The organism is Roseburia sp. AM59-24XD (assembly GCF_003478445.1).
Lineage (GTDB): Bacteria > Bacillota > Clostridia > Lachnospirales > Lachnospiraceae > Jutongia.
Map to the genome: position 1 here is coordinate 52,707 of NZ_QUET01000005.1, position 26,154 is coordinate 78,860.

Here is a 26,154-nt window from a genome sequence, read left to right on the forward strand (position 1 = left end):
TGTAATAGCCGGATATGACTCCGGCTATTTTGGGTCGAACTGTAGTTGAAGTTACAGATCGTGATTTTCCACGATTTCCTCATACAGGTCGATATCACATACCTTGCCAGGTGTGTAATGTGTGCAGTTCTGGCAGGAGATGGCATCGTCCTTGCTTGAGTTCGAACAGTTACAGTTATCGCAACGACAATACTTTGTGCATCTTTCTGCCACTTCTTTCATGGTTTTTGCATCTTTTTTCATGATATTTTCCTCCAGCACAATTTATAGTTAAGACAAAGAATGACCTGCCGTCTCCGGAGTTTTTCGGCAGCAGACTTTGTCGTGGTACTTATTATGTACAGAAAGCAGGTTTTTATGATAGTGATAGAAATAATCGATATTAAAAATTTTATGGCACATCTGCTTCTTAAGGATACCTTTGACCATTTTCTGCTTTTTGAAGCAAGAGCGGTTACCGCCTCAGAGCTTCTAATGAAAGGGGGAAGACGGCGGGAGTGGTACGACAGTGATCAGTGGAGTCAGATGTGTTCGGAACGGGGAGAACATGACTGCATGCATATGACCTGGAATGAAATGAAAGAAATTATGTTTCATTTCATCAAAGGAAAGAAATCGCCGCAGCTTCTATATGTGGATCTGGAAGCTTCGAGCAGACAGAGAGAGCAGATCCTTGGAGGGGCATTTGCAGTGCAGGACAGTGAACTGCCGTCCCTTCGTATGCAGATCCGCTATGAAAACGAGCACCTGACAATCGTCCCTGCCGCGTCCTATCCGTCCTTTTCACCGGATCGTTCGGCAGGTCAGATGTGGGAGGAAGCTTTACAGGAGTTCCTACGCCGCAAAAAAATAGTATTTCACTTGCTAAATAACTCATAAACGTATATAATAATATAAATATATTTATGCCCTTATAGGACAAAGGAGAAGAGACGGTGAACGGACTTGCCGTCCTATGAAAATGAATGAATAGGGGGATCTGTCATGGACAATTCGATTGCAAGCAGACTACGTAGAAAGAAACGACTGGGAGACTTGCTGCTTGGCGCGGGAGTTATTACACAGGAGCAGTTGGAGGAAGCATTAAAGAAGCAGAAGGAAGCGGGCAATGGTCAGAAGCTTGGTATGACCCTGGTAGATATGGGTATCATGAATGATGAGATCATTGCGGAGGCACTCTGCCACCAGATGGGATTAGAGCGAGTGCATCTGGCGGGTATTACGATTGAGGACGAGGTTCTCGCACTGGTTGACGAGAAGGTTCTTCGGAAGTACATGCTGTTGCCGTATGAGTTTGCTCCGGATAATCCGAACGTACTCCGCGTTGCGTTTTCAGATCCGCTGGATATGATCGCGATGGATGACTTGTCGATCATTACCGGTATGCAGATTGAGATTCGTGTTACCACAGTTAAGGATGTGTCGCAGGCACTGGACCGCTTCTATGGTAATTCTGAGGCGATGAAGGTGGCAGACCAGTTTGCTGCAGAGCGCCGTGAGAAGTATGGCAATAATAAGGATGGTAAGGAAGAGTCTGAGGAGGTTAAGCAGGCACCGATCGTACGTCTTGTTAATCAGATCATTGAGCAGGCAGTACATAAGAGAACATCCGATATTCATTTTGAACCGCTGGAGAATCAGCTTAGGATCCGGTTCCGTGTCGATGGTGTGCTTCAGGAAGCGATGAGACATGATATTTCGCTGCTTTCGGCGATGGTAGCACGTATTAAGATTGTCGGCGGTATGGATATTTCTGAGAAGCGTAAGCCTCAGGACGGTCGTATGACACAGATCGTCGACAGACAGGAGTATGATATCCGTGTGTCTATCTTACCGACAGTATATGGCGAGAAAATCGTTATGCGTCTTGCACAGAAGACAGCGCTCAGCCGGGATAAGAAGGATCTTGGATTTGAACCGGAGGAGCTTCACCGGTTCGAGGATATATTAAAGCATCCGAATGGAATCATGCTCGTTACGGGACCTACCGGATCCGGTAAGTCTACGACGCTTTATACAGCACTCAGTGAGCTTAATACCGAGGAGGTTAATATCATCACGGTAGAGGATCCTGTCGAGGCGAATATTAACGGTATCAATCAGGTTCAGGTTAATGCCAAAGCGGGTCTTACCTTTGCGGCGGCACTCAGATCTATTCTGCGTCAGGATCCGGACATTATCATGATCGGTGAGATCCGAGACGGTGAGACAGCAGGTATCGCCGTCGAATCGGCTATCACGGGTCACTTGGTTGTAAGTACACTTCATACCAACAGTGCGGCGAGCACGATCAGCCGTCTGGCGGATATGGGTATTGAGAATTATCTGATCTCTGATGCGGTGATCGGTGTTATTGCACAGCGACTGCTTCGCCGGGTATGTCCGCGCTGTAAGCGTATGGTGCCGGCAGATGATCTGGAGAAGAAGGAGCTTGGTATTCCGGAAGAGAAGTGGGGCGAGGAAGTTCTGATCCCTCATATTGAACCGAATGAAGAATGTCTGGAGTGTGGTGGTGCCGGATATAAGGGACGTATCGGTATCTATGAGATCATGCAGATGTCTCCGGCACTGAAGCGTATCATTGCAACAGGGGGGACCGCAGAGGAGCTAGAGAAGGAAGCAATCAAAGAGGGGATGAACACACTTGTTATGTCTGCCAATAAGCAGGTATTGAAAGGTATTACGACACTGCAGGAAGTACACCGTGTCGCTTATGATAATTAAACTTAAGAATATGGAGGGTTTACAAAATGGAAATCACAATGGACAGTTTGCTGGAAATTGCCAGAGATGTAGGAGCATCCGATGTACATATTACGGTAGGGCTTCCGCCGAAGATGCGTGTCAACGGTACGATTGAGGATATTATCCCACATGTGCTGACGTCGCATGATACGCAGACGCTTGTTCTTTCTATTATGAATGAGAGACAGGTTGCTACGTTGAAGAGAGATGGTGAGGCGGATTTCTCCTATAGTACAGAAGCACTGGGACGTTTCCGTTGTAATGTATTCCGTCAGAAGAACTCCTTTGCGGCGGTTCTTCGTCTGATCAATACCGTGATCCCGGCACCGGAGAAGCTGGGACTTCCGTGGTCTGTTATGGATCTCGCCAAGAGAAAGCGTGGTCTTGTACTGGTTACAGGACCTACCGGATCCGGTAAATCAACGACGCTTGCTTCACTGATCAATATGATCAATGAGAATCGTAAGGAGCATATCATTACTCTGGAGGACCCGATCGAGTACCTCCATCAGCATAAGAACTCCATTGTTAACCAGAGAGAGATCGGATTTGATACCCTTTCTTTCGCCAACGGTATCCGTGCCGCACTTCGTGAGGATCCGGATGTTATCCTCGTCGGTGAGATGCGTGATCAGGAGACGATCGGTGCAGCGATTACCGCAGCCGAGACTGGCCACCTGGTATTTTCAACCCTGCATACAATTGGTGCGGCAGCAACGATCGACCGTGTTATCGACGTATTCCCACCACATCAGCAGCAGCAGATCCGTGTTCAGCTTGCAATGGTACTTCTGGCGGTTATCTCACAGCAGCTGATGCCGACTTCAGACGGTAAGGGACGAGTGGCTGCTTATGAGGTTATGCATACAGTGCCTGCAATTGCAAGTAATATCCGTGATGCGAAGACACATCAGATTCCGTCAACAATTCAGACAAGTAAGAAGATGGGTATGCAGACCATGGATGATGCAATCTTTGATCTGTACCATGATCTTAAGATCTCTGCGGATACGGCGCTGGAATTTGCGCAGGAGCCGGAGGTTCTGAAGCGGAAATTGTTCTAATTTGTCGACAGATACAGAAATGTTTCACAAAGATAGTTCATATAATAGAGACATCATTTGGTCAATGTGTATAAAAATGAAGTCAAAATTATGTGAACTATTTTTATAGAAATTTAATAAATGTCGTTGAAAAAATAAGACGAATGTAGTACAATCAATAAAGTGATACCGTATATAACTGTCGGGGATGTTATGTACAGCACAAATAAATAACCCGTTGTGAGTATGACATCTCACGCAGAGGGGTAGAAAAGGGTGATAAATTGGCAGCATTTAATTATGTGGCGGTTGACGCCAATGGTAAACAGAAGAAGGGAACTCTGGAAGCCGCCAATGAGGCAGCTGCAAGGAATTCGCTGAAGGCAGAAGGATTGATCCCAATCAGTGTGGAGATTCCCAATGCTTTGAATAAGGATATTGAGATTAACATTGGCAAGAAAGTGAAGTCGAGAGATCTTTCTGTATTCTGTAAGCAGTTTGAAAGTATTCTGCATGCCGGTGTTACAGTCATTCAGGCACTTCAGATGATCACAGATCAGGTGACGAATAAGTACCTAAAGAAGGCGTTGGATCAGACTCGTATTCTGGTAGAGAAAGGTGAGTCTCTGGCGGATGCAATGCGGGCTCAGGAAGGGATCTTCCCGGATATGCTTCTGAATATGGTGGAAGCCGGTGAGGCTTCGGGTAGTTTGGAAGTGTCTTTCAGACGAATGGCAGAACAGTTTGAAAAAGATAGCAAGACATCCAGTATGATCAAGCAGGCGATGATTTATCCGATTGTACTTCTTGTTGTTGTAGCAGGTGTAGTAGTGTTGATGCTTACCTATATCATACCGCAGTTTAAGGAAACGCTGGAGGGAGCTGGTATGGATCTTCCTGCTATTACGAAAATGGTTATGGCGATGAGTGATGGCTTAATCAAGTGGTGGTGGCTGGTTGGTATTATTATAGCAGCGCTGGTTGTGACATTTCGAGTTTGGTCGAAGACAGAGACTGGGGCGATTGTTCTTGGTCGTGTACTTCTTCGAATTCCACTTGTTGGGGATCTTCAGATTAAGTCAGCAGCCGCAAGGTTGGCACGTACGTTAAGCACACTGATGGCTTCCGGTATTCCGATGGTGGATGCGATCGCGATAGTGACGAAGTTGATGAGCAATCGTATTGTTCAGAAAGTGATGGAGGAAGCAAGAGACGAAGTGGAGAGAGGTACTCCTCTTTCGGTGCCACTTCGTGACTCGGGAGTGTTCCCACCGCTTCTTTATAATATGGCAGCAATCGGTGAGGAAACCGGTAATATGGAGGAAATGCTGGAACATGCTGCTGACTTCTATGAGGAGGAAGTGGAGAACGCAACGAAAGCAGTGACGGCGATTATGGAACCGGTGATTATCGTATTGATGGCTGGCGTGGTTGTACCGATCATGTTTGCAATCATGGCGCCGATGATGTCTATGTACACGGCGGCAGAAAATGCATAGTTCGTATTTGTGAAGGTTTACATATTTTATTGTTGTGCCGATATTAATAATGATCTTGAGACTGTGCCAAGCAGCCTTATGATAAATAAAATTAAAATGAAAAGGAGATTTTATTATGAAGAAAGTTATCAAAAATTATCTCGCGAAGTTACAGGAAAATGACAAGAAAGGTTTCTCTCTTGTTGAGTTGATCATCGTTATGGCTATCATGGCTATCCTTGTTGGTGTGGTTGCTTCTCAGGTACTTCCATACATGGAGAAGTCTCGTCAGTCTAAGGATCAGCAGATTTTGAGCTCACTGTGTACAGATATCACTTCTGCAATTGCACAGAGTGGTGAGGCTTGTAATGGTGGATCAGATAGTCTTACTAACTTGGCTAGTATTACAAACGCTAAAACAGTTGATGAGCTTACAGCACTTAGAAGTAATAAATCATTAACAGATATTAATGATGAGTCTTCAACAGCTCTTAAATCTAAGCTGATGAAAGGCGAGGGTATTACTGTTGAGGTTAACACTGCTACTGGTAAAATTGCAGTTTGGACAGGAACCTCTAAACCGGCATCTGGTTCAAAGAATATTGTAGAGAATGAGCAGTAATTTGAATCGTTATTTATAGGAGCCTAAATCATGTCAGTAGCAGCATTGACCGTAGTCTTATACATAATCATCTTTCTGTTTGGAATCGTGATCGGAAGTTTCTTGAACGTCTGTATCTATCGTATTCCCAAAAAGGAAAGCATAGTGTTTCCACACTCCCATTGTATGACTTGCGGTTATCAGCTGCGCTGGTATGATTTGGTTCCACTATTTAGCTTTTTATTTCTAAGGGGCAGATGCAGGAAGTGTCACACAAAGTTATCGCTTCAGTATCCCTTAGTGGAAGGCATGAATGGAGCATTATATGTAATCGTTTTCTTGGCGAACGGTTTAAATTATGTGAGTGTCGTATATTGTCTCCTGACATCCGCCCTTATTGTTTTAAGTGTCCTTGATTTTCGTACTATGGAGATTGCGGACGGTATCAATCTATTTATTTTATTGCTGGGGATTGCGGCAACATTGCTTGATCTGCATGCCTGGAAGGATCACGTGATCGGAATGTTTTCTGTCAGCGTGTTTCTTTTGGTTATTTATCTTGTCACCGTCGGAAGGGGAATCGGCGGAGGAGATATCAAGCTGATGTTTGGAGCAGGACTTTTGCTCGGATGGAAAGGTGCGGTTTTGGCGTTTTTCCTGGGGTGCATTATCGGTTCGGTAGTTCATCTGATCCGTATGGCGGTAAGTCATGCAGAGCATCGTCTGGCAATGGGTCCTTATTTGTCTGTGGGAATTTGGCTCACGGCTTTGTGGGGGACGCCGGTAATTGATTGGTATATAGGTATGATTATTCATTAGAAAGTGGATTTACAGAGAATAAGAGTATCTTAATGTAACAGGTTGATTGACGTTTTATTCAGAAGATGGCAGTAATTTTGCTGTCACAGAGAGTTTAACAGCGGGCTTATCACGAGCACAGCGTTAGGCTCCTTTTGCGGTAGAAGACCGCATACGTTGAATTTTGTGTGATGCAAAAATATTGAGACAGGGAGGAAAAGTACGATATGGCGAAACATGTACTTAGTATTGAGATTGGCACGCAGGTGACCAAGATTGTTGAGATTGATTATAAAAAGAAAAATCCGCATGTTTATCGTGCGGTAAGCTTCGCAACACCGGAGGGTGTTATCGAAGATGGTGTCATTCGTGACAAAGATGTGCTTGCAGTTGCATTCCGTAACGAACTTGCCGAAGCAGGTATGAAAGAGAAGAGCGTAGTATTCTCGATTGCTTCCAGTAAGATTGCAACTCGTGAGGTTACACTTCCTAATGTAAAGGAGAATAAGATTGGTGATCTTGTCCGGGCGACAGCACAGGAGTATTTTCCGATTGATCTGAATGATTATACATTGGCATATTCATTGTTAGAGACGATCAAGGAAGGCAAGGAAAAGTCTTATAAAGTACTTCTTCTGGCAGCTCCGGATGATCTGGTAGATAACTATTATAACTTTGCTCAGGAGATGGATTTTAATATCGAAGCATTGGATTACTTTGGTAATGGTTCCATGCAGGTATTAAAGAAGGAGATTGTTCTTGACTATTGTGCATGTATCCAGATCAGCGGCAACACGACGATGATCAACTTCATGAACGAAGGTCAGCAGCTGATGCAGCGTACTATTCCACAGGGTATCTTCAATGTGGCTGAGGCGATGGTATTAAGTGAAGAATGTATGATTGATGATATGGATGCCGCTTGTGAGGCACTTTGCCGTGATAAGCTGGTATGCCGAAGCCTTGATTATAAGGGACTTGATGATGATGACAGCATCGTAAGTGCCCGAATGACCGAGGAGCAGTGGAGACAGCAGGAGGCAAGTAAATCTTCCCGCAAGGTTGTTACCGATGCGATCGGTGAGATCCTTCTGAGTGTACTCCGAGTAATTGACTTCTTCAAATCAAAGTATCAGGGAGTGGAACTGACAAGTATCTATATTACCGGTATGGGATGTAAGGTTTCCGGTATTGAAGAGCTGTTCTCTAATGAGTTGAATATTCCGACACAGAGAATGGAGCATCTGGTAAATGTATCTTTCCCACGTCATTTCAGCGAGGGTCTTTACAACCAGACAGAGTACATTGCAGTTGTCGGTGCAGCAATCGCACCGGTTGGCTTTAAGTCTAAGAATGCAGCAACATCGGGAGCGGGAGCGGATGCACTTCGAAATGCGCAGCTTGTCTTTGGTCTTGCTGTGATCTGTGCGGTGGCAATGTCTGTGTTCTCATTCCTGCAGTATAACACAGAGAAGAATAAGAATGACGACCTGAAAGCCAGAAAGGAATCACTGGCATATATCAATACAGTCTTTAAGGAGAATGAGGGTATTAAATCCGTATACGATCAGGTCAACAGTCTTTATAACTCAACAGAGACACAGAATGAGAATCTGAACAGTCTGGTGAAGCAGCTGGAGGCAAATCTTCCGAGAACAATGACGGTAAGCTATTTACAGTCCTCTGAGGATGGCATCAACATGACGATCAGTTCTGAGACAGATATCTCTATCGCAAGAATGCTGATGAACCTTGAAACATTAGAAATGCAGGATAAGGACGGTCAGAAGATACCGGTACTTACTAATATATCAATTCCTTCCGTGACAGCGGCTGATGCAGATGATGGAAGCACAGTTTATAACTTCACAGTATCTGCACAGTACTATCAGGTGGCGCAGGCTCAGGCGGCGCAGGAATCAGCAAATCAATAATACCAGACAGGAGGGAATGAGATATGGATACGAAAAAGAAAATGTCAAATCGTGACAAAATGATGCTTTTTATCTTTGGAGCAATCCTCATCGTTGCAGCAGCATACTTCTTAGTATTTGCGAAGATGAATGAGAGAAAAGATACATTAAAGACAGAAAACGAGACACTTTCACAGGAAGTGCAGAAGCTGGAGACCATGGAGGCTCAGAAAGACAGCGTTCTGGAGGAGACAAGAAAGACGCAGCTTGATGTTGCGGAGGTTCTTGGAAAGTTCCCGGCAGAGGTTCGTACAGAGAATGCGATCTACGATCTGAATGATATGTACGAGAGTATATCTGATGTAAAGATTCAGTCAGAAAGCTTTAACATGAATCAGATCTTCTATCAGCAGGGTGCAGTCAGTGATGGTAGTGCATCGACAGATGCGACTACAACAGGAGATAAGACAGCAAAGTCAAATCCTGCATCGGTAGCGGCAATCACTTCAGATACACCGGTTAACGATGTGATCACGGCAGCGGCTGATTATACCGGCTATCGTTCAACCGTCAATGTGACATTTACAACGACTTACGACTCATTGAAGAAGGTTGTGAACTTTATCAATGAATCTAAGAATCGTATGACGATTTCGGAGATTTCAGCAACGGCAGGAGAGGAAGACAATCTTTTGACCTGTAACATGGCAATTGATATGTATGCGATTTCCGGAACCGGTGAGGTATATGAAGCTCCGGATGTAAGCAATGGTAATACCGGAGTGGACAACATATTTAGAAAATAGGACATAAGTTGCAACTGCCGGAATTTTCGGCAGTTGCAATTGTTGTATAAAGATTTGAGGTGAGCCCATGAAAGAGAGAAGGTGCAAAACCGCACAGTGCCTCAGGGATGCACGCGGTTTTACTTTGGTTGAGCTGATCCTGACGATCGCAATTCTGGCTATCGTCACGATACCGATTTTGAGCTATTTTACAGATGCTGCAAAGCATAACGCAAGGAGCAGACAGAAGCAGAATGCAACCGTTCTGGCACAGGAGGTGCTTGAGAATTTCAAACATTCTGCCTACAATCTGGATGACCCGAATGTTGTATGTTCTGCGGATCCGAACTGGACAGTAGCTGCTCCACAGAGCAGTGACGGCAGCTATGCATTAACACAGAATAAGACAGTTGACAAAAATTCTTTTAAGGTGACAGCGAAGATCACGCCGGTTGATAAGGTGAATGATGCGGCTGTATCAGCGGCACCGGCTTCATCAGCTGCGCCCGCGTCTGTATCAAAGGATTATGAGAAATTTGTGATTGGTACGATGGACACAAGCAAGGATTTGATGTCATCCGATCATGGTCAGACATTGGTTGCGGCAAGCTTTGCATTTAATAACAAGTATACGGCAGCCTGCGCAGCAAATGGTGTGACACCTGAGCCGGCAGGAACTCCGGATCCTGTGACAGGAGTTACACCGGCGAAGATTGATGCCAATTATTTTAAAAATCGACTGAATTGTGAGATTATTGTATCAGCTAAGAAAGATACATCTAAACCGGGATATGACGTGATTTCGGTGAAGTATCGATATACTTATAATAAAGGCGGAGAAGCATATCCGGAAGGAATTGACGCTAACACAGTTTATGAGGATGTCGTGGCTTCTTCATCCATTAAGGTTGATAAGCTGGAGAATATTTATTTGTTCTATAATCCGTTAAATGTGAATGATAAGATCACGATGACGACAGATGATGATTATCAGCTGCAGAATAATGCAGGTGATCTGAATATGTTCATTATTGCACAGAACAGTGTGCCGGCTTCCACCAGTGACAGTGATCTTCCGACAGGATATTCGAAGCGGCCGGGAAGCTATAAGCTTCCGATCAATGGTGCGGGTTCCGGATTTGAAAACAAGATTAAATGCGTTTATACCAATTTATCCCGGACGGCTGCTATGACAGAGCTGGATGAAACGTCGACGATTGGCGGAAAAGTACAGACCGGTCCAGATGGCAATTACACTTTGGTACATTCTGAAAAGATCAATCGTGTGGCAGACATTACCGTGACGGTTGACAGCAAGGATGGATCTACACAGAAGATTGTAGAAGTAACTGGTTCTAAGACGCAGGATTAGAGAGGAGTGAGATCATGTTCAAACGATTTTTAAAAGATAAAAGCGGATCGTCGTTGGTTTTGGTAATGATCTGCATGTCATTTCTGATCTTGCTTGCAGGAGCAGTCATTACAACAACTGTTACCAATATTTATCTCAAGGCTTCCCAGAAGGTGACACAGGAGAATTTCTATGAGACAGATTCTATACTCGACGCTGTGGCAGCGGGCATTCAGAATGAGTCCTCTGAGGCTTCCGCAAAGGCATATGAGAAAGCATTGGGAGAGTATAATGCCTCATTGACCGCTGCAGGCAGTGCAATGAGCGATAAATATGCAAAGGACTTTTTGAATCTGATGATTCAGTCTCTGACAGGCGGAGACACCTATGATGCAACAAAGACAAATTATAAATATCTGGATAGTGTTTTGCTTGGTTATCTGACCAAGGATCAGGCAAAATCGTATATCAAGCATGCAGACGATGGTACCGGTGTGACGAAAGGTGACATGGTTTTGGATGGAGATGCTTTAGTGCTTAAGGATGTAAAGGTGATCAAAGCACATGACAAACAGAAGGATTATGAGACGACATTGACAACTGACATTCGTATTGAAGTGCCAAAAATCAGTACTGATGCACACTCGGAGTATCTTGATTATGCAATTCTTGCAGATGATCAGGTGATCGCAGATAACGGTACGATTTCGGCTCAGGTCGATGGAAATGTATATTCCGGTACGGTGAATCGTGTGGCAAATGCAACATCACCACAGCCGGCAAGCGTTAAGAATAATACACCGTTAGCCGGTATCGTTATTTCCGGTGGAGCATCACTCAAGATTAATGCGGAGCAGATCATCACACGAGGTGATGTGGATGTATCCAATGGCAGCCGCTTTGAAGTTGGCAAGAGTCCATCCAGTGATAAGGCTGCACAGCTTTGGGCAGAGAATGTGATCACAAGTGGTAAGAACAGCAGTAATGAAGTGACGATTGATGCTTCCTCCTATATCGCGGACGATTTGGAGATCAATGGTGAGGGTGACCGGGTTACTCTGAAAGGAAAATACTACGGTTACAATTACACGAATGACTACACAGCCGGAATAACAGGAAATAAGTTATCTACAACGGCTGCATACAGTAGTTCCATTTCAGTCAATGGTTATGATAACCAGTTGCTGATGAAGGATCTGAATGAGCTGGTGCTTGCAGGACGTACATTTATCTCCAAGAAGACGAATGTTGGCGAGACAGCACTTGCCAATCCGGATATTGAGCTGGGTGAATCTCTGGCGGTAAAGAGCAGCCAGTTGTCATACTTTGTAGCAGCAGTAAAGGACGGATCTACCGATGGATTTGTCAAGAGAGTACAGGATCTTCCGGCAAACAATAGTGTTACGTTGGATGATGGTCAGGCGGTTCCAGGCTTTGGTAAATACTCTTTGGATGCGAAAGATGCCATTCCATGCTTTGTATTTAATGCGAACAATGAGGAGTATCTGTTCGACTATGAAGCATATGAGAACCGTATCGGTATCCCGAAGAAGAATGGTGCAAAGCAGTTTGATATAAAGGCATTGATTACAAGCGGTGCTATCAGCAAGACGACACCGTTAAAGCTGTACAGCCGTTATGATCCGAACGTCAGTGCTAATACGATCAAGTATTTCTATCTGAACTTTGACGATTCCAAGGCTGCAAGTAATTTCTTTAATCTGTTTTATGAGAATAGTTCACAGCAGACGATTTATGATGTTGTGAATAAGACATATGTAGATACCGTGGGAATTCAGCTTCCTTCCTTTGGATCAAAGGCGGGATATCTGTTATCTTCCGGTAATATCATGTACAGCGATGAGAATGATAAGGATGCCAATGGAAAGGCAAAGATCAAGCTGAAGATTGATAATGGCGGTCAGATACCATCAAGCTCCTTTAAAACATTTGCGGAGCAGAACAGTAAGCTGTATATGTCTAAACAGCTTGCATTGGTGGACGATTACGATGATGCAACCAATAGCCCGAAATGGAGACTGTATGATGACAGCGATTCCAACCGGGGTGATGATACCTTGTTAAAGAGTGGTAGTGCCGATGGAACAAATCTGTTTGCAAAGCTTGTAGATGCAAGCCAGATCAAAACTACGCAGATTGGACGTTATTCGATTACCAAGGATGATGGTTCTAACGGCGTATGCGGATACATTGTTTCAAACGGTGATGTAAAGTGGCCGGAGGATTACACGGCTAAGGGATATAATCAGGACGATCCTTGTTTTATTCTTGCAAAGGGATCTGTAACGATCAACAGCAACAAGTTTAATGGTCTGATCATTGCAGGAGATGATGTGGAATTTGCAACAAACACAACAGTATCTTCTGATTCAGAGTCCATTGAAAAAGTATTTGAGCAGGATAAGAATTCCGGTAGTCCGGCATTCTTTAATGCAATGAAAGAGTATTTCAGAAAGTCTGTAAGCTCTTCCATTGGAACGAAGGAAGATCAGGATAAGGTAAACAACGTTTCATTTGAGAACTGGAAGAAGAATGATTAATGCAGGAGGTGAAGGCAATGGATATCAGAAAAGATAAGCGCGGTTTTTCTCTAATCGAGCTGATTATTACGATGGCGATCATGGCAGTCTTTGCCGGAGCGATCATCGGTGGAATGTCATATATCAATGCCGGTAAGACCAAGAAGGCCGCTGCAAGATTGAATAATAAGATCTCCAGCATTCAGACGGCGACAATGACCAAGAAGGGTCAGACGTTCCTCTACATTTATCGGACTTCTGATGGGGTATACAGTACTGCGGTAAGTAGCACGATTGATACAAACAGTGATGGCAATCCGGATTATCCTAAGGGATTTACACAGAGATCGGAATTAGATCAGTGTTTATCAAGTGGAAAGATTTCCGGAGATAAGCTTTGCGACAGTACTGTGACCATTACCGGAAAGCAGGGAACCGGTGGTTCTAACTCCGTAACGCTGAGTGAAAGTAATTTCCTCAAGTTGGGTTATTCAAAGTCAACCGGAGCATTTAATTATAGTAATGATGGTTCACTGGATACGAATGGTGAATTTACGGATGTACCATTTTACAGTATGATTGAGATGTCAGGCAAAGAGAAATTCTCAATCAAGCTGGTAAAAATAAGTGGTAAGCATTTTGTAAAGAAAGGTTAAGGGGAGGTGATTGTTCTGAACTGGAAAGATAAGAGAGGTTTTACTCTCGTGGAATTAATTATTTCAATGGCGATTCTGGCAATTGTAGGAGGTGCAATCACTCTTATGATGCAGTCGGGAAGCAGAAGCTATTCGAATACGAAAGCGGAGCTTGATCTGCAGATGGAATCCCAGACATTGATGGCGCAGATGAGCACCATGATTATGGAATCAAATTGTGTCAAGTATGACAAAGACAACAATACACTGGCATTGTATCAGGTTGAGCTTAAGTCAACAGCTCTTCCGGCTGTATCAGGTACACCGGGAGCAACTCCGGTTTGTCAGCAGACAAAGACAGTAAAGGATCTGAAAGTGATTCAGTTCAAGGATGGAAAGCTCTATCTGAACGAGCACAATGCAGATGTAGCTTTACCGGCAAGCGGTGGATCGGTAAGCTGTACAGAAGATGATCTGCTTTCTGATTATATCAGTGATTTTAAAGTAGGCATCGATGGAAACAAGGTCACGGTTTCGTTTGATATGAAATCCGGTAAAAAGACTTACAAAATTGACGAGACAACAAAGGTAAGGAATGGTATGGTAGTCTATCCGTAATGGGTAGGCTGCCCTTGAACGTTATAGTGGAGTAAGGAGAGAACGGTTTGCAGTGCGAAACTGTGGAATGGAGGCTGTATCTATGAAAAAATGGTTTAAAAACTTGACGAAAGGAAAACTGGCGATTGGCGTATTGGCCTTGTGTCTGCTGGTGTTTGGCGGATATTTTGGGTATCACAAATTTATTGTAAAAGCGGATAGTATGCCAAATAGAGCAGTTGTAAATACGCTGGAAGATTATCGCAAACTTTGCACCGGAAGTGAGAACGGTGAAGTAGATAAAACACAAAATATTGCGGATGCAAATTCAAAAAATGCTTTTTTAATTTTGGAAATTGTGCCGTATTATGGTGATGCGGAGGTTGGCTATCTAATCGATGGCTGTGAGCCAATTGATCTCACGAATGTTGGAAAGTCTGTTTATGCAGCTGCCAAGGAAAGTACACGTTCTGTAGCAACAGCCGTTTTTAAGGATGAGTATGATAGAGATCGTAAGGATTATGACGATGGTTTGTATAAGGAAGATACTCGTTGGACCGTGGATGATGATTGGGTATTGACCTCCGGAAAAACAATCAAGACACATGGATATTATGAAAAAGTTGCAAATGGTGCTTCCGGTGACTTTGTCATTGATCATTATGAACAGGATACAACAGGAACCTTCTATACAAAAGATGCAGAGGGTAAGGATATTCCGGCGTATCGTCCGGTTTTTAGAAAGGCAAAAGATGGTGAGACAGGTCAGTTTAACTGGACAACACTTTATTATGCGTCAGCAGATACATTTGTTATGTCACGGTCGCAGTTTGATACATATGCTCTGAGTGAAAATAAGTATGTGGCATCGGCAGATGAAGGGATTGATTATAACCCGGGAGAAAGAGAGTATACGACAAGAGAAGACAGCGATTTCTATAGTATTTCTTATACAAATGATAAGGGAGAAAAAGTTGCTTCAGAGGGTAATATCAGTAACTTGTGGGTTAACATTGAAGGAATGCAGGTGTTAAAAGGTCATGTGGTTAACACTAATGATTTTGTACGTACATCTTTGGATTTGGATGATGAATCAGAGACTGCGTGCAGAAATTTAAAAATTGCAGTTAAGACAATTGAACCTCAGGAATTAAAGAAACATCCGGAATGGATTGACTACGCGGATTTGTTATATATGCATCAGAAAACATCAGTTGGTACCTTCCCGGATTTATGGTGTAATGCAAATTTGGATAAGTATCATCGAAATAAAGATGTACTTGGAGAGTCATATTATAAGGATAAGGATCCGTTTATCATTGAAGCGGATGGAACGGTGAAATCCAAGAGTACAGATAAATCAATAAGAGAAGCGTTATTGAATTCTAATTTTATCTCTGATAACGATTGGGGTTGGACAGTAGCGAAGAAATTATTCTTCAAGATCAATCAGTTGGAGACATATGATGGGAGCGGAAAGTATGGATTTGCTCCATTATTGACTTCAAATGATATGATGAATGATTTGAAGGGACTTTCCGGGAACAGCAGATATAATGCTGATGATTTAAAGACAGTAACGAATCAGCATTTGGATTATACTACCATGGAGGTCGGAATTCCTAAAACTCCTTGGACTCCAGGTGAAAATACTGGTAAATATACAGGTACAGGTACTAATTGTGGTATGTATAAATTCTTAATCATGAATTTTTTAATGAAACAGGAGAATTTTTACAATTACTTCTTCCAGACAGAAAGAGATGCTGGAGGAAAGGTCATTACAGAAAATGGTGATATATCCTACTGTAGTCCACAAAAAAGTGCTGATGCACAGGAATATTGGAATCCTGATGCATTTCTTCCTGTTGCGGAGGGCAATGATTATACAAATCTTACTGATGCGCAGAGAGAGCGGTATTCAATATATTATTCACAGGGATCATATCTGCAATTCCCTACACCGGGTCTTGCCGGTGCTACGTTCATTTATAACTCAGATACATCCTTGTCACAGGGATTTAATAATGCCAGAATTGATGAAACAGATTCAACCAAGGAGGCATTTGACTGGTTTGAGAAAGAGTATGGTGAGAGACCGGATAAGCTGACTCCGGCACAGATGGTTCATTATCTTCTGCAGTATAAGAGACATGGTAATGACGATGATGATGTAGGAACACGGGATAAGGACACTATGCATGTGCTTGAAATTGAGCCATGTGCAGATTACTTTATTACAGAAAAGTATCTTGTTGGAACATATCTTCCGGCATCACGTTTCAAAGGTAAGATTGAAGTAGACCATATGACTACCGCTGAGTTTAATGGATCAAAGCGTGATATCAATGGATATTATGACTTGATTTATATCGGGGATAATATTGGTAAATTTAATACGACAACTACGCAGAATAATGGCGTTAACTATACCAATACCGCATATAATGACAGTAATTTGGATAAGTATGTATATCTGCATGTTGGTGATAAATCAGGAGATGTACGTTCTTCCGGTAATGATATTTCCAAACTGAAGAATGAACAGCTTCAAAAGTATGCAGAAGGTGGAAATGCGTTGGTGCTTGCTGACAGTTTGGCAACGTTTAAGTGGGACACAAACGATACAACAAAGATTTCGGATTCATACAAGAATAATTATTTGTCGATTGTTGATTCGACTTCACAAATGCATGCACTTCTGGAAAAATTAAAGAGTGCTAACAATGTAAATAAATTTAGAAAGAATAACATCTGTGCGCTTTCGAAGCTGAGTGTTAAGTTCCTGAGCGAGAATTGTCTGAATTATATGAAAAATGGATTTTCGCTTCCTGTGAAAACTAAAACAGGATTAACCACTAAGAAGTATAAGGAATTAACCACTCGTTATAAAGATTATGTTGGTCTTTACAGTAAGATAACATCTACTCCGGATCGATATGTTTCGGACGATGGAATGGCAGATAGCAATGAAGTTAATCCGGCAAAGGCAAAACAGTTGGCGTTGACCGATCCACAATTGAACTTCAGCTTTATCATTGGTGATCAGTCATCAGACTATGCAGTACGTATGTATATTGATCTGAATGGCGATGGTAATATTTCTGATGACGAGTTGGTTCAGGATACATTTGCAAATAATTCAGGTTCTCCATATAAATTTGTTGGAGAGGATGCAAAGGATGCCGATGGAAATGTATTCAAAGACAAGAGTGGCAATGCAATTCAGGTTCCAGTAGCGCAGAACTATATTTATGACTTTAGCAGCAATAAGAGACTATATCTGAACAAGACCAAAACATCGGGTGCTGTTTCTTGGAAATTTGTATTATATAATACAAAGACTAAAGAAAATTATCAGTCAGTAACGGGAACATCATTTTATAAGCGCTCTGATGGAAAGACAACATCAATCAAAGCATTACAGATTCTCGAAGATGATCAGATGAACAGTCAGGCAAATTTGGAGAATCAGCTTGCAGGAAGCGGATTGTTCAAGGATTGGGTTGATAAGTTGAATGATACCATTGGTTTGGATGAGAACTATAACGTAACAGTTAAGACAGTAAGTCTGACAGATTTCAATTCACAGCTTCAGGCAGGGACAATCGGTGGTGCTAACGGAGAGGATTATAATTGTTATATAGTCAGCTGTTCTACTAAACTATTCGGCGATAATGCATATAAGGATGCAGCAGATTATGTATCCTCAAGGGCAAAAGCGGGTGCTTCTGTTGTAGTAACCGGTGAAACAATTGATGACAGTAATAAATCATCAGAAGTAAAAGATATCCTTAACATGAGCCGTTTTACAGATGATTTGAAGTTGTATGGCGATATCAAGGACACTGCGAAGAAACCAAAAGAGACAGACAAGGAATATGATAATAAAAATAAATTAGAATATACCTATGCAAAGGTTATGAAGGAGGGATCCGGAAAATACAAAGTATATAATAACAAGCTTTGGAAAGATGTCGATTACAATAAGGTTGCTAAGGCGAAGACGATTAGTAGAAACAATATAGGAAGCCTTACAACATACCCATATACTATTAGTAGTTCTGTTGATATTGCGTCATCAGCAGCTCAGGTGTACCAGTTGAACATGAATAATGAAGGATTGGTTGTCTGGTATTCGTTGGGACCGGATGGTGATGGCGATGATACAGAGTATGGTATTTCGCCGAGAGATGCATCGAATAACTATTATTTGTATTCTGTTGAGAATATCACATATGATATGATAGATCTCGCAAATACAACAAGTGATCTGGAGATGAAGTTATTTATTAATACATTGCGAGGAAGTGATGTATCTCCAGCAGTAAGAGTAGATTCTGCTAAGACAGTGGATGCCAACTATAGAGATTTTGATGTTTCTGAAGTAACAGATGATTACTTCCCGAAGCAGGACTCTGATGCCATCAAGAAGTCGGAAGATGGTTCTGAGATGACTGTATTCAAGGGAGTAATTCAGCCGAATGGCAGTGATTACCGTGATTATAAGTCAAACTCTAAGATTGTAAAGGGAGACAGTCAGAGTCAGGGCAGTGGTGGTAAGATTGATGATGACACTACTATTACGCCTGCACCTGCTACACCGACACCTAAACCGAAGAGAGAGCCGGAAATATTAACACAAAAAGTGAATAGTTGGGATAATATTAAGTCTTATCGTTCCGAGAATGGCTCGCAGTTTAAGGGATGGGATAATAGTAGTATATTAGTGATTGATTATATATCTAATGCTGCTGGTAACTCTTGGTATAATGACGGAGTTGGTTACATAAAGGACAAAAATGGAACGACAGTGTTGACGTTACCGAATAAAACACAAGTATACAAGATCACTCTTGGTCAATTGAAAGAGAAATATGGCTTAGATAAAAACGATGATATTGGATATTTTAATATCGAAGCTAGAGACGGATGGTGTATTAGTATCAATTTGATTGGTATTTTTGAGGATGAAGAGCAGTATAAGGACTATAAAAATGGTGGGTCCTCTGTAGATGAAGATACTTCTGGAACAGGTGAGTCTATTATTGATAAAGAGTCCCAGAAAGATATTTATGGAACTCACGATTCGTATGACTTGCTGGCAACTCCGGCGCCGAAATATATTCCTGACACGGCTACACATCGTGTATCGTTTACACCATATACAAACGCAACGGATTGTGTTAACGTTAATTCGTTTAAGATTTCTATGGTGACAGCAAGTGCATCAAACCTTGGAACTTCTAAGGAAAAGACAGTTAGCTATGTGGATGAGATTTATCAGAAGGTAACGACTGCGACCGGTAAGTATGTATGGAAGTTCACAGCCAATAAAGATCATACGTTTACGTTGAAAGAAGGTAATTTCCTGAAAGATAGAACGCAGTATTTCTTCTTTAGTGATGACAACTATATTAATACGACAACAACGTATGACAATGATAATACAAGATGGGTACGTTTCGATATTTCGAACCGCAGAAAGTCAGCAATCAGTTATCTGCATCTCTACTATGAAGGAAATGTAGATACAACATATGTATTTGATCTGGATTAATCAGATGATATAAGCGTGGTTTATGAACCACTGTAGAGAGGGCTCTGTGCAGCAATGCGCAGAGCCTTTTTAATATATAGGAAAATGCCCGTAACGTAGCGTTATTTCAACGAGAATTGCGAAGCAATTCTTGGAGGGCAAAACGCTGGTTTTGCCCTTTTGTGTGGTCGTCAGGTCGTTCGTCATTGACGTTTATTATAATGTAGAAAAATACTGCAAGGTTTTGGCTATTATGACGAAGCGTGCCGTGTGGCAAACGGCATCAGTTTATCGAAAATTTATCAAATCCAGCAACTTGTCTAAAAAACAGTGCTATTTTCGTCAATATGGAGAAAAGGTATTTTTATCTCGACAGTGTTCGGCAACCGTGCTACAATCCGTACAAAGTATATATAAGCATAAGGATAGCCGGTGTTGATTTACGGAAGGCATAATGGTATGATTAAAATGTACATAATTTATGGGGTGTTTCTATCAAGTGGAGTAATAATATAGTAGATAGAATTGGATCGGTCCGGCATGGTAACTGTGATAACAGATTGTCAAAACAGGACTGTACCAGGGATATTTTCTCTGTTTTGGCTTACATTTTCAGAGAAAGTGAGAATTGTGTATGAAAGCAAATGATGGTGTAAATTACAATCGAAATTACAAAGACACATTGTTTCGGAAGCTATTTGGTGAGAACAGGGAGAATGCACTGAGTTTGTACAACGCAGTCAATGGAACACATTATACCAATGCGGAGGATTTGGAATTTACCACGTTGGATGATGTTGTCTATATGAAAATGAAGAATGATGTATCATTTATATTTGGAAATTATCTGAATCTTTATGAACATCAAAGTACATTGAACCCGAATATGCCATTGCGTGGGTTGTTGTATTTTGCAGATATGTATCGTCAGATTATACCTGCGAGTGAACGCATTTATGGTAGCAAATTGCAGGAGATTCCGGCACCAAAGTATATTGTATTTTATAATGGAACAGACCGGCTTGAGGGGGGGCGAAAAGTGTTGCATTTGTCTGATGCGTTTCGTCCCTTTGGTGTTAGTGAGGGGTTTGAATGGACAGCAACGGTGATAGATATTAATTATGGAGCTAATGCAGATATTATGGAGAACTGTAAGGTTCTTTCTGAGTATGCTCAGTTTATTGCCAAGATCAGGGAGGAATGCGGCAGATTGGAGAAAGCAAAATCAAACAATCAGGATATTTTAAGGCAGGCGATTGATGCGGCAACAGAGTATTGTATTCAGAATGATATCCTAAAGGATTTTTTAGAAAAAAATCGAAAGGAAGTGATGGATGTGTGTTTAACAGAATTTAATCAGGAACGTTACAATCAGATTGTGCGTGAAGAGGGACGTGAAGAAGGTGAAGTGATAGGATACATCCATATGGGAGAGAAAATGGGGCTTACATCACAGGACATTATACGATTTATCGTGGAGGAAACAGAGATTTCACAGGAGGAAGCCAAACGCCTATATGAGGAATATAAGGGGAAATAAGATGTGTTGATGGAATAGGAATGAATAGGGTAGAATTCATTTTGAAATTTATTTTCTTTGGAGATTTGACTTGCTAAGAATATGAAAAAAGAGTATAGTGATTATATCTGTTAGATTCCAATGAAAAGAGTAGGAGGACATCGATATGAAGGTTTTAGTGACAGGAGGAGCTGGTTTTATTGCCAGTCATACGAACGTGGAGCTTTTAGAGGCTGGATTTGATGTGGTGGTCATTGATAATCTGGTGAATGCAAGCAAGGAGTCCATTCGTCGTGTGGAGAAGCTTACAGGGAAGAACGTGCCTTTTTATGAGGAAGATCTGATGCATGAACAGGCGGTTTATGACATTTTTGAGAAAGAGAACTTTGATGCGGTGATCCATTTCGCTGGTCTGAAGGCAGTGGGTGAGTCCTGCCAGAAGCCGTTGGAATATTTTGATAATAATATTACAGGAACATTGAATCTCCTGAAGGCAATGAGAAAATATGGCGTTAAGAATCTGGTATTCAGTTCTTCCGCGACCGTATATGGTTTGCCGAAGACCGTGCCGATCACAGAGGATTTCCCATTGTCAGTATCCAATCCATATGGACGTACGAAGCTGATGATCGAGGATATGCTTCGTGATATTTATAAGGCGGATGACAGCTGGAATATTGCACTGCTTCGTTATTTCAATCCAATTGGAGCACATGAGAGCGGTGAGATCGGAGAGGATCCGAATGGCATTCCGAACAATCTGCTTCCATATGTGGCAAAGGTTGCAGCAGGACAGTTAGAGTGTGTTCATGTATTTGGTAACGATTATAATACGCCGGACGGTACCGGTGTGCGTGATTATATCCACGTTGTTGATCTTGCTAAGGGGCATATTAAGGCGTTGGAGAAGCTGGAGCAGAATCCGGGTCTTGTTACATACAATCTTGGTACCGGTGTTGGATACAGTGTACTGGATATCATTCATAACTTTGAGAAGGCATGCGGTAAGGAGCTTCCATATGTGATCGATCCGCGCAGACCCGGAGATATTGATATCTGTTATGCAGACTGCACGAAGGCGAAGGAAGAGCTTGGCTGGGAGGCACAGTATGGCATCGATAAGATGTGTGAGGATGCCTGGAGATGGCAGAGCAAGAATCCAAACGGATATCGCAGTTAATTTGACAACAGATATATTCCATGATATACTTGGATTTGTAAGTTTCGTGAGTTGATAACCATGAGAGATTTAGAATTGAATATTTCATGATTTGATGACCATGATATATTTGGAATTGAGTAGTTCAAGAGTTGATAACCGCGAGACACTTCAACACATATAAATGCGAGGAAGGGAAGAAGTAGTACCAGAGGAAACCTACAGAAAGCAGCCGGTTGATGAGAGGCGCAGGGGCATCCTGATATGAATACATCCTAGAGCAGCCGGCTGAAGGTTACAGTAGGTCCGGACGGTATTGCACTCCGTTATTGTGCAGGGATATAGAGGTATCCTGCAGAGCTTCTCATCGTGAGGTGAGGAGGAATAAAGGTGGTAACACGATTACATCGTCCTTTATCGGCATTTGCCGGTAAAGGACTTTTTTTGTGCAAAAATGCATAGAATCAAAAAGAAAGGAAAAGAACAATGACAACTTACGACGAATTAGTAGCAAGGGGTTTGATCGCTCAGGTAACGGATGAGGAGGAGATCAAGGAATTAGTTAATGACGGAAAGGCTGTCTTTTATATTGGTTTTGACCCGACAGCAGACAGTCTTCATGTAGGTCACTTTATGGCACTCTGTCTGATGAAGCGTCTACAGATGGCTGGTAATAAGCCGATCGCATTGATCGGTGGTGGTACTGCAATGATCGGTGATCCGAGTGGTCGTACCGATATGCGTCAGATGATGACAAAGGAGACGATCGCACACAATGTTGACTGCTTTAAGAAGCAGATGAGCCGTTTCATTGATTTCTCTGATGGAAAAGCACTTATGGTCAACAATGCAGACTGGCTTTTGGATCTGAATTATGTGGAGCTTCTTCGTGATGTAGGACCACATTTCTCTGTAAACCGTATGCTTACCGCAGAGTGTTACAAGCAGCGTATGGAGCGTGGTTTGAGCTTTTTGGAGTTTAACTACATGATCATGCAGAGCTATGACTTTTACGCACTGTTCCGGAAATATGGCTGTAATATGCAGTTCGGCGGTGATGATCAGTGGAGTAACATGTTAGGTGGTACGGAGTTGATCCGTCGTAAGCTTGGTAAGGATGCGTATGCAATGACGATCAATCTTCTTTTGAACTCTGAGGGTAAGAAGATGGGTAAGACACAGTCCGGTGCGGTATGGCTGGATCCGAACAAGACGTCTCCGTTTGATTTCTACCAGTACTGGAGAAATGTGGCAGATGCAGATGTACTCAAGTGCCTGCGTATGCTGACATTCCTGCCATTAGAGCAGATTGAAGAGATGGATCACTGGGAGGGAAGCCGTCTCAATGAGGCAAAAGAGATCCTAGCATTTGAGCTGACCAAGCTGGTTCACGGTGAGGAAGAGGCACAGAGGGCACAGGAAGGCGCGAGAGCACTGTTTGCCGGTGGCGGAAATACTGCCAATATGCCTGAGGTTCAGCTTAGCGATGAGGATTTTGAAAATGGTGAGATCGGTATTCTCAGACTCCTTGTGAAGGCTGGTCTGGCGTCCTCCAACGGAGAAGCACGCAGAAATGTTGAGCAGGGCGGTGTCTCCGTGGATGGTGAGAAGATTACTGACGTGAAAGCACAGATCGCAAAGGACAGCATCGGTGAGGACGGAATTGTTCTCAAGCGTGGTAAGAAGAAATTTATGCGTATTGTGGTAAAATAATCATTTGAAATTGCACTTAAAAGTGTCAATAAAGAATTTAGAAGTTTTTAATCAATAATGTCCATGAATTGGACAAAAATATACCGGTTCCCCAAAGTTCGTGATGATTGGCAGGTATCCAGAGGTCTGGAAGCTTATCAATCAGCGGATGATTGGGAAACCGGTTTTGTTTTAAAAAAAATTAATCCATACATAAAAGAGAAAGGATCTGTGCATACACATCTTCGTTTTTCTCTTTGAAACGGCGGCAGACATCAACTGCCTCCTCTTCGCTGGTTACATTCAGTGAAACTTCAAGAAGCTTGCTGCCACGTTCGTAAATGCAGCCGGTAGCAAGGTACTCGTTCGGACGGATCATCGTGTAATCGGTCTTGATGGAGGTTGTCTCCACGATCGCAAGACGGTTCTTCTCAAGATATTCATCAATCTGGCGGCAGGTATCCGTAGGAAGCTGATTACCAAAGAAACGAAGCGTCTCCTTGCCGATCTCCGCAATGGTGTAGTAGGATTTTTCGTGTGTCTGATCCACGAGGATCATGGCATCCTCCGTAAGCTCCGATAAGGTCTGCTGAATAGACAGATAATCGGTATATCCCGTTTCCAAAATGAAATCAGAGAGAATAGCATTTGGCATAGGCTGGTCTGCCTGATTCAGAAAATATAGGATGATCAGCTTATATAGCTGCAGCGACTCTGGTGTCATAATGGTACCTCCTTTGCGTTTTATATAAGGCATCCCTGATAGAGATGGGTTTGTTTCATCTGATGTGCGATGGTATTTAAAATATCGCGCTTGTGCAGACTCCATGTCGGAGCCAGTAAAAGATCCTTTGGCCCGTCCCCTGTAATGCGGTGTACCACGATATCCGGTGAGAGATGGGCAATACAATCAAGTAGGATAGCAATATATTCGTCTTTTGTCAATGGGGCAATGAGACCTTTTTGCCAGTCATCGGCAAGTGTTGTTCCTTGCAGGATGTGAAGCAGTTGTAATTTGATACCGTTAATCCCAAGTGTGTTCAGGTAGCGGATCGTTTCCAGCATGTCCTCAGGTGTTTCTCCGGGAAGTCCGAGAATGACATGGACGATCACCGGAATGCCGCATTCTTTAAGGCTTTGAACCGTCTCCTCAAAGCAGGAGAGCGGATAGCCTCTGCGGATCAGCTTTGCCGTGCGTTCATGCATTGTCTGCAGCCCCAGTTCGATCCAGACCGGCTTTTGCTGATGACACGTTGCAAGCAGTTCATGAGTCTCTGGTGTAAAGCAGTCCGGACGTGTGGCAATGGATACGCCGGCAACAAGAGGATGGGACAATGCTTCCTCGTAGAGAGGACGCAGATAGGAAATGGGAGCGTAGGTATTGCTGTAGGATTGAAAATAAGCAATATAACGGTTTCCACAATATTTCCGGCTGTCTTTTAGCCGGCGGATCCCCTCATCAATCTGGCGAGTCACAATGCCTGCATGATATGTGAGAGCAGAGTAAACGGGCGCACCATGAATCGGAACAGGAGATAAGCAATCTCCGGTCATATTGCGTGGAACCGCAAAATCACCGGAACCTCCTTCACTGCAGAAGCTGCAGCCGAGCCTTCCTTTCGTGCCGTCCCGGTTGGGACAGGTCATACCGCCATCAATCGCGATCTTGTACAGCTTTTCTCCAAACTGCTGTTTTAAATAACAGTCCAGAGAGTAGTAGGGCTTTCCGTTCCATTGTCTGCAATGCATTTCGTAAGCA

Annotated in this window: 19 protein-coding genes and 1 other annotated feature; of the genes, 16 read left to right on the top strand and 3 right to left on the bottom strand. The window is 42.7% G+C overall.

Going from position 1 to position 26,154, the window contains the following annotated elements:
• Window positions 1-51: 51 nt before the first annotated feature.
• Window positions 52-243 carry a hypothetical protein gene (locus DXA20_RS03305; protein WP_022306153.1) on the bottom strand — a complete coding sequence of 64 codons (192 nt, stop codon included), beginning with the start codon at window positions 241-243 and terminating at the stop codon, window positions 52-54.
• Between the two features lie 114 nt (window positions 244-357).
• Here DXA20_RS03305 and DXA20_RS03310 point away from each other — a divergent pair, with 114 nt between their 5' ends.
• From DXA20_RS03310 to tyrS, 16 genes are all read left to right on the top strand, one after another.
• Window positions 358-879, top strand: a complete 522-nt coding sequence (locus DXA20_RS03310; protein WP_147403685.1) for a DUF5721 family protein — start codon at window positions 358-360, stop codon at window positions 877-879.
• A gap of 105 nt (window positions 880-984) precedes the next feature.
• Window positions 985-2,724, top strand: a complete 1,740-nt coding sequence (locus DXA20_RS03315; protein ID WP_199877044.1) for a GspE/PulE family protein — start codon at window positions 985-987, stop codon at window positions 2,722-2,724.
• Between the two features lie 26 nt (window positions 2,725-2,750).
• Window positions 2,751-3,809, top strand: coding sequence for a type IV pilus twitching motility protein PilT (locus tag DXA20_RS03320; RefSeq protein ID WP_022306150.1), 1,059 nt, complete (start codon window positions 2,751-2,753; stop codon window positions 3,807-3,809).
• A 263-nt stretch (window positions 3,810-4,072) separates the two neighbouring features.
• Window positions 4,073-5,287, top strand: coding sequence for a type II secretion system F family protein (locus DXA20_RS03325; protein ID WP_118559299.1), 1,215 nt, complete (start codon window positions 4,073-4,075; stop codon window positions 5,285-5,287).
• Window positions 5,288-5,402: 115 nt separating this feature from the next.
• The gene (locus DXA20_RS03330) at window positions 5,403-5,888 is read left to right on the top strand and encodes a type II secretion system protein (RefSeq protein WP_118559300.1); all 486 of its coding nucleotides are present in this window, start codon (window positions 5,403-5,405) and stop codon (window positions 5,886-5,888) included.
• A gap of 30 nt (window positions 5,889-5,918) precedes the next feature.
• Window positions 5,919-6,686: a prepilin peptidase gene (locus DXA20_RS03335; protein WP_118559301.1), complete on the top strand. Its 768-nt coding sequence runs from the start codon at window positions 5,919-5,921 to the stop codon at window positions 6,684-6,686.
• Window positions 6,687-6,892: 206 nt separating this feature from the next.
• Window positions 6,893-8,599, top strand: coding sequence for a pilus assembly protein PilM (pilM, locus tag DXA20_RS03340; RefSeq protein ID WP_118559302.1), 1,707 nt, complete (start codon window positions 6,893-6,895; stop codon window positions 8,597-8,599).
• Window positions 8,600-8,622: 23 nt separating this feature from the next.
• Window positions 8,623-9,384, top strand: a complete 762-nt coding sequence (locus DXA20_RS03345; protein WP_022306145.1) for a hypothetical protein — start codon at window positions 8,623-8,625, stop codon at window positions 9,382-9,384.
• Window positions 9,385-9,451: 67 nt separating this feature from the next.
• The gene (locus DXA20_RS03350; RefSeq protein ID WP_118559303.1) at window positions 9,452-10,735 is read left to right on the top strand and encodes a type IV pilus modification PilV family protein; all 1,284 of its coding nucleotides are present in this window, start codon (window positions 9,452-9,454) and stop codon (window positions 10,733-10,735) included.
• 14 nt (window positions 10,736-10,749) lie between these two features.
• Window positions 10,750-13,275 (top strand): TadE/TadG family type IV pilus assembly protein, encoded by a 2,526-nt coding sequence (locus DXA20_RS03355; protein WP_118559304.1) that lies wholly within the window; start codon window positions 10,750-10,752, stop codon window positions 13,273-13,275.
• Window positions 13,276-13,292: 17 nt separating this feature from the next.
• Entirely contained in the window at window positions 13,293-13,910 is a 618-nt protein-coding gene (locus DXA20_RS03360) for a type II secretion system protein (protein ID WP_022306142.1), read from the top strand.
• Between the two features lie 6 nt (window positions 13,911-13,916).
• A complete protein-coding gene (locus DXA20_RS03365; protein ID WP_022306141.1) occupies window positions 13,917-14,507 on the top strand; it encodes a PulJ/GspJ family protein in 591 nt (196 codons plus the stop codon).
• Window positions 14,508-14,589: 82 nt separating this feature from the next.
• Complete coding sequence (locus DXA20_RS03370; protein ID WP_158577114.1) at window positions 14,590-20,046, top strand: DUF5057 domain-containing protein; 5,457 nt, start codon at window positions 14,590-14,592, stop codon at window positions 20,044-20,046.
• Window positions 20,047-20,659: 613 nt separating this feature from the next.
• Entirely contained in the window at window positions 20,660-21,565 is a 906-nt protein-coding gene (locus DXA20_RS03375; protein ID WP_118559307.1) for a hypothetical protein, read from the top strand.
• A 145-nt stretch (window positions 21,566-21,710) separates the two neighbouring features.
• Window positions 21,711-22,724: a UDP-glucose 4-epimerase GalE gene (gene galE, locus DXA20_RS03380; RefSeq protein WP_022306139.1), complete on the top strand. Its 1,014-nt coding sequence runs from the start codon at window positions 21,711-21,713 to the stop codon at window positions 22,722-22,724.
• A 159-nt stretch (window positions 22,725-22,883) separates the two neighbouring features.
• Window positions 22,884-23,121: a binding site (T-box leader), on the top strand.
• A 68-nt stretch (window positions 23,122-23,189) separates the two neighbouring features.
• Window positions 23,190-24,416, top strand: coding sequence for a tyrosine--tRNA ligase (gene tyrS, locus DXA20_RS03385; protein ID WP_118559308.1), 1,227 nt, complete (start codon window positions 23,190-23,192; stop codon window positions 24,414-24,416).
• Between the two features lie 181 nt (window positions 24,417-24,597).
• Here the strand turns inward: tyrS and DXA20_RS03390 are convergent, their stop codons facing one another.
• Together DXA20_RS03390 and DXA20_RS03395 are read right to left on the bottom strand one after the other, a co-directional pair.
• Window positions 24,598-25,119, bottom strand: coding sequence for a DUF4364 family protein (locus DXA20_RS03390; RefSeq protein WP_022306137.1), 522 nt, complete (start codon window positions 25,117-25,119; stop codon window positions 24,598-24,600).
• Window positions 25,120-25,139: 20 nt separating this feature from the next.
• The gene (locus DXA20_RS03395; RefSeq protein ID WP_118559310.1) at window positions 25,140-26,144 is read right to left on the bottom strand and encodes a TIGR01212 family radical SAM protein; all 1,005 of its coding nucleotides are present in this window, start codon (window positions 26,142-26,144) and stop codon (window positions 25,140-25,142) included.
• Window positions 26,145-26,154: the final 10 nt, after the last annotated feature.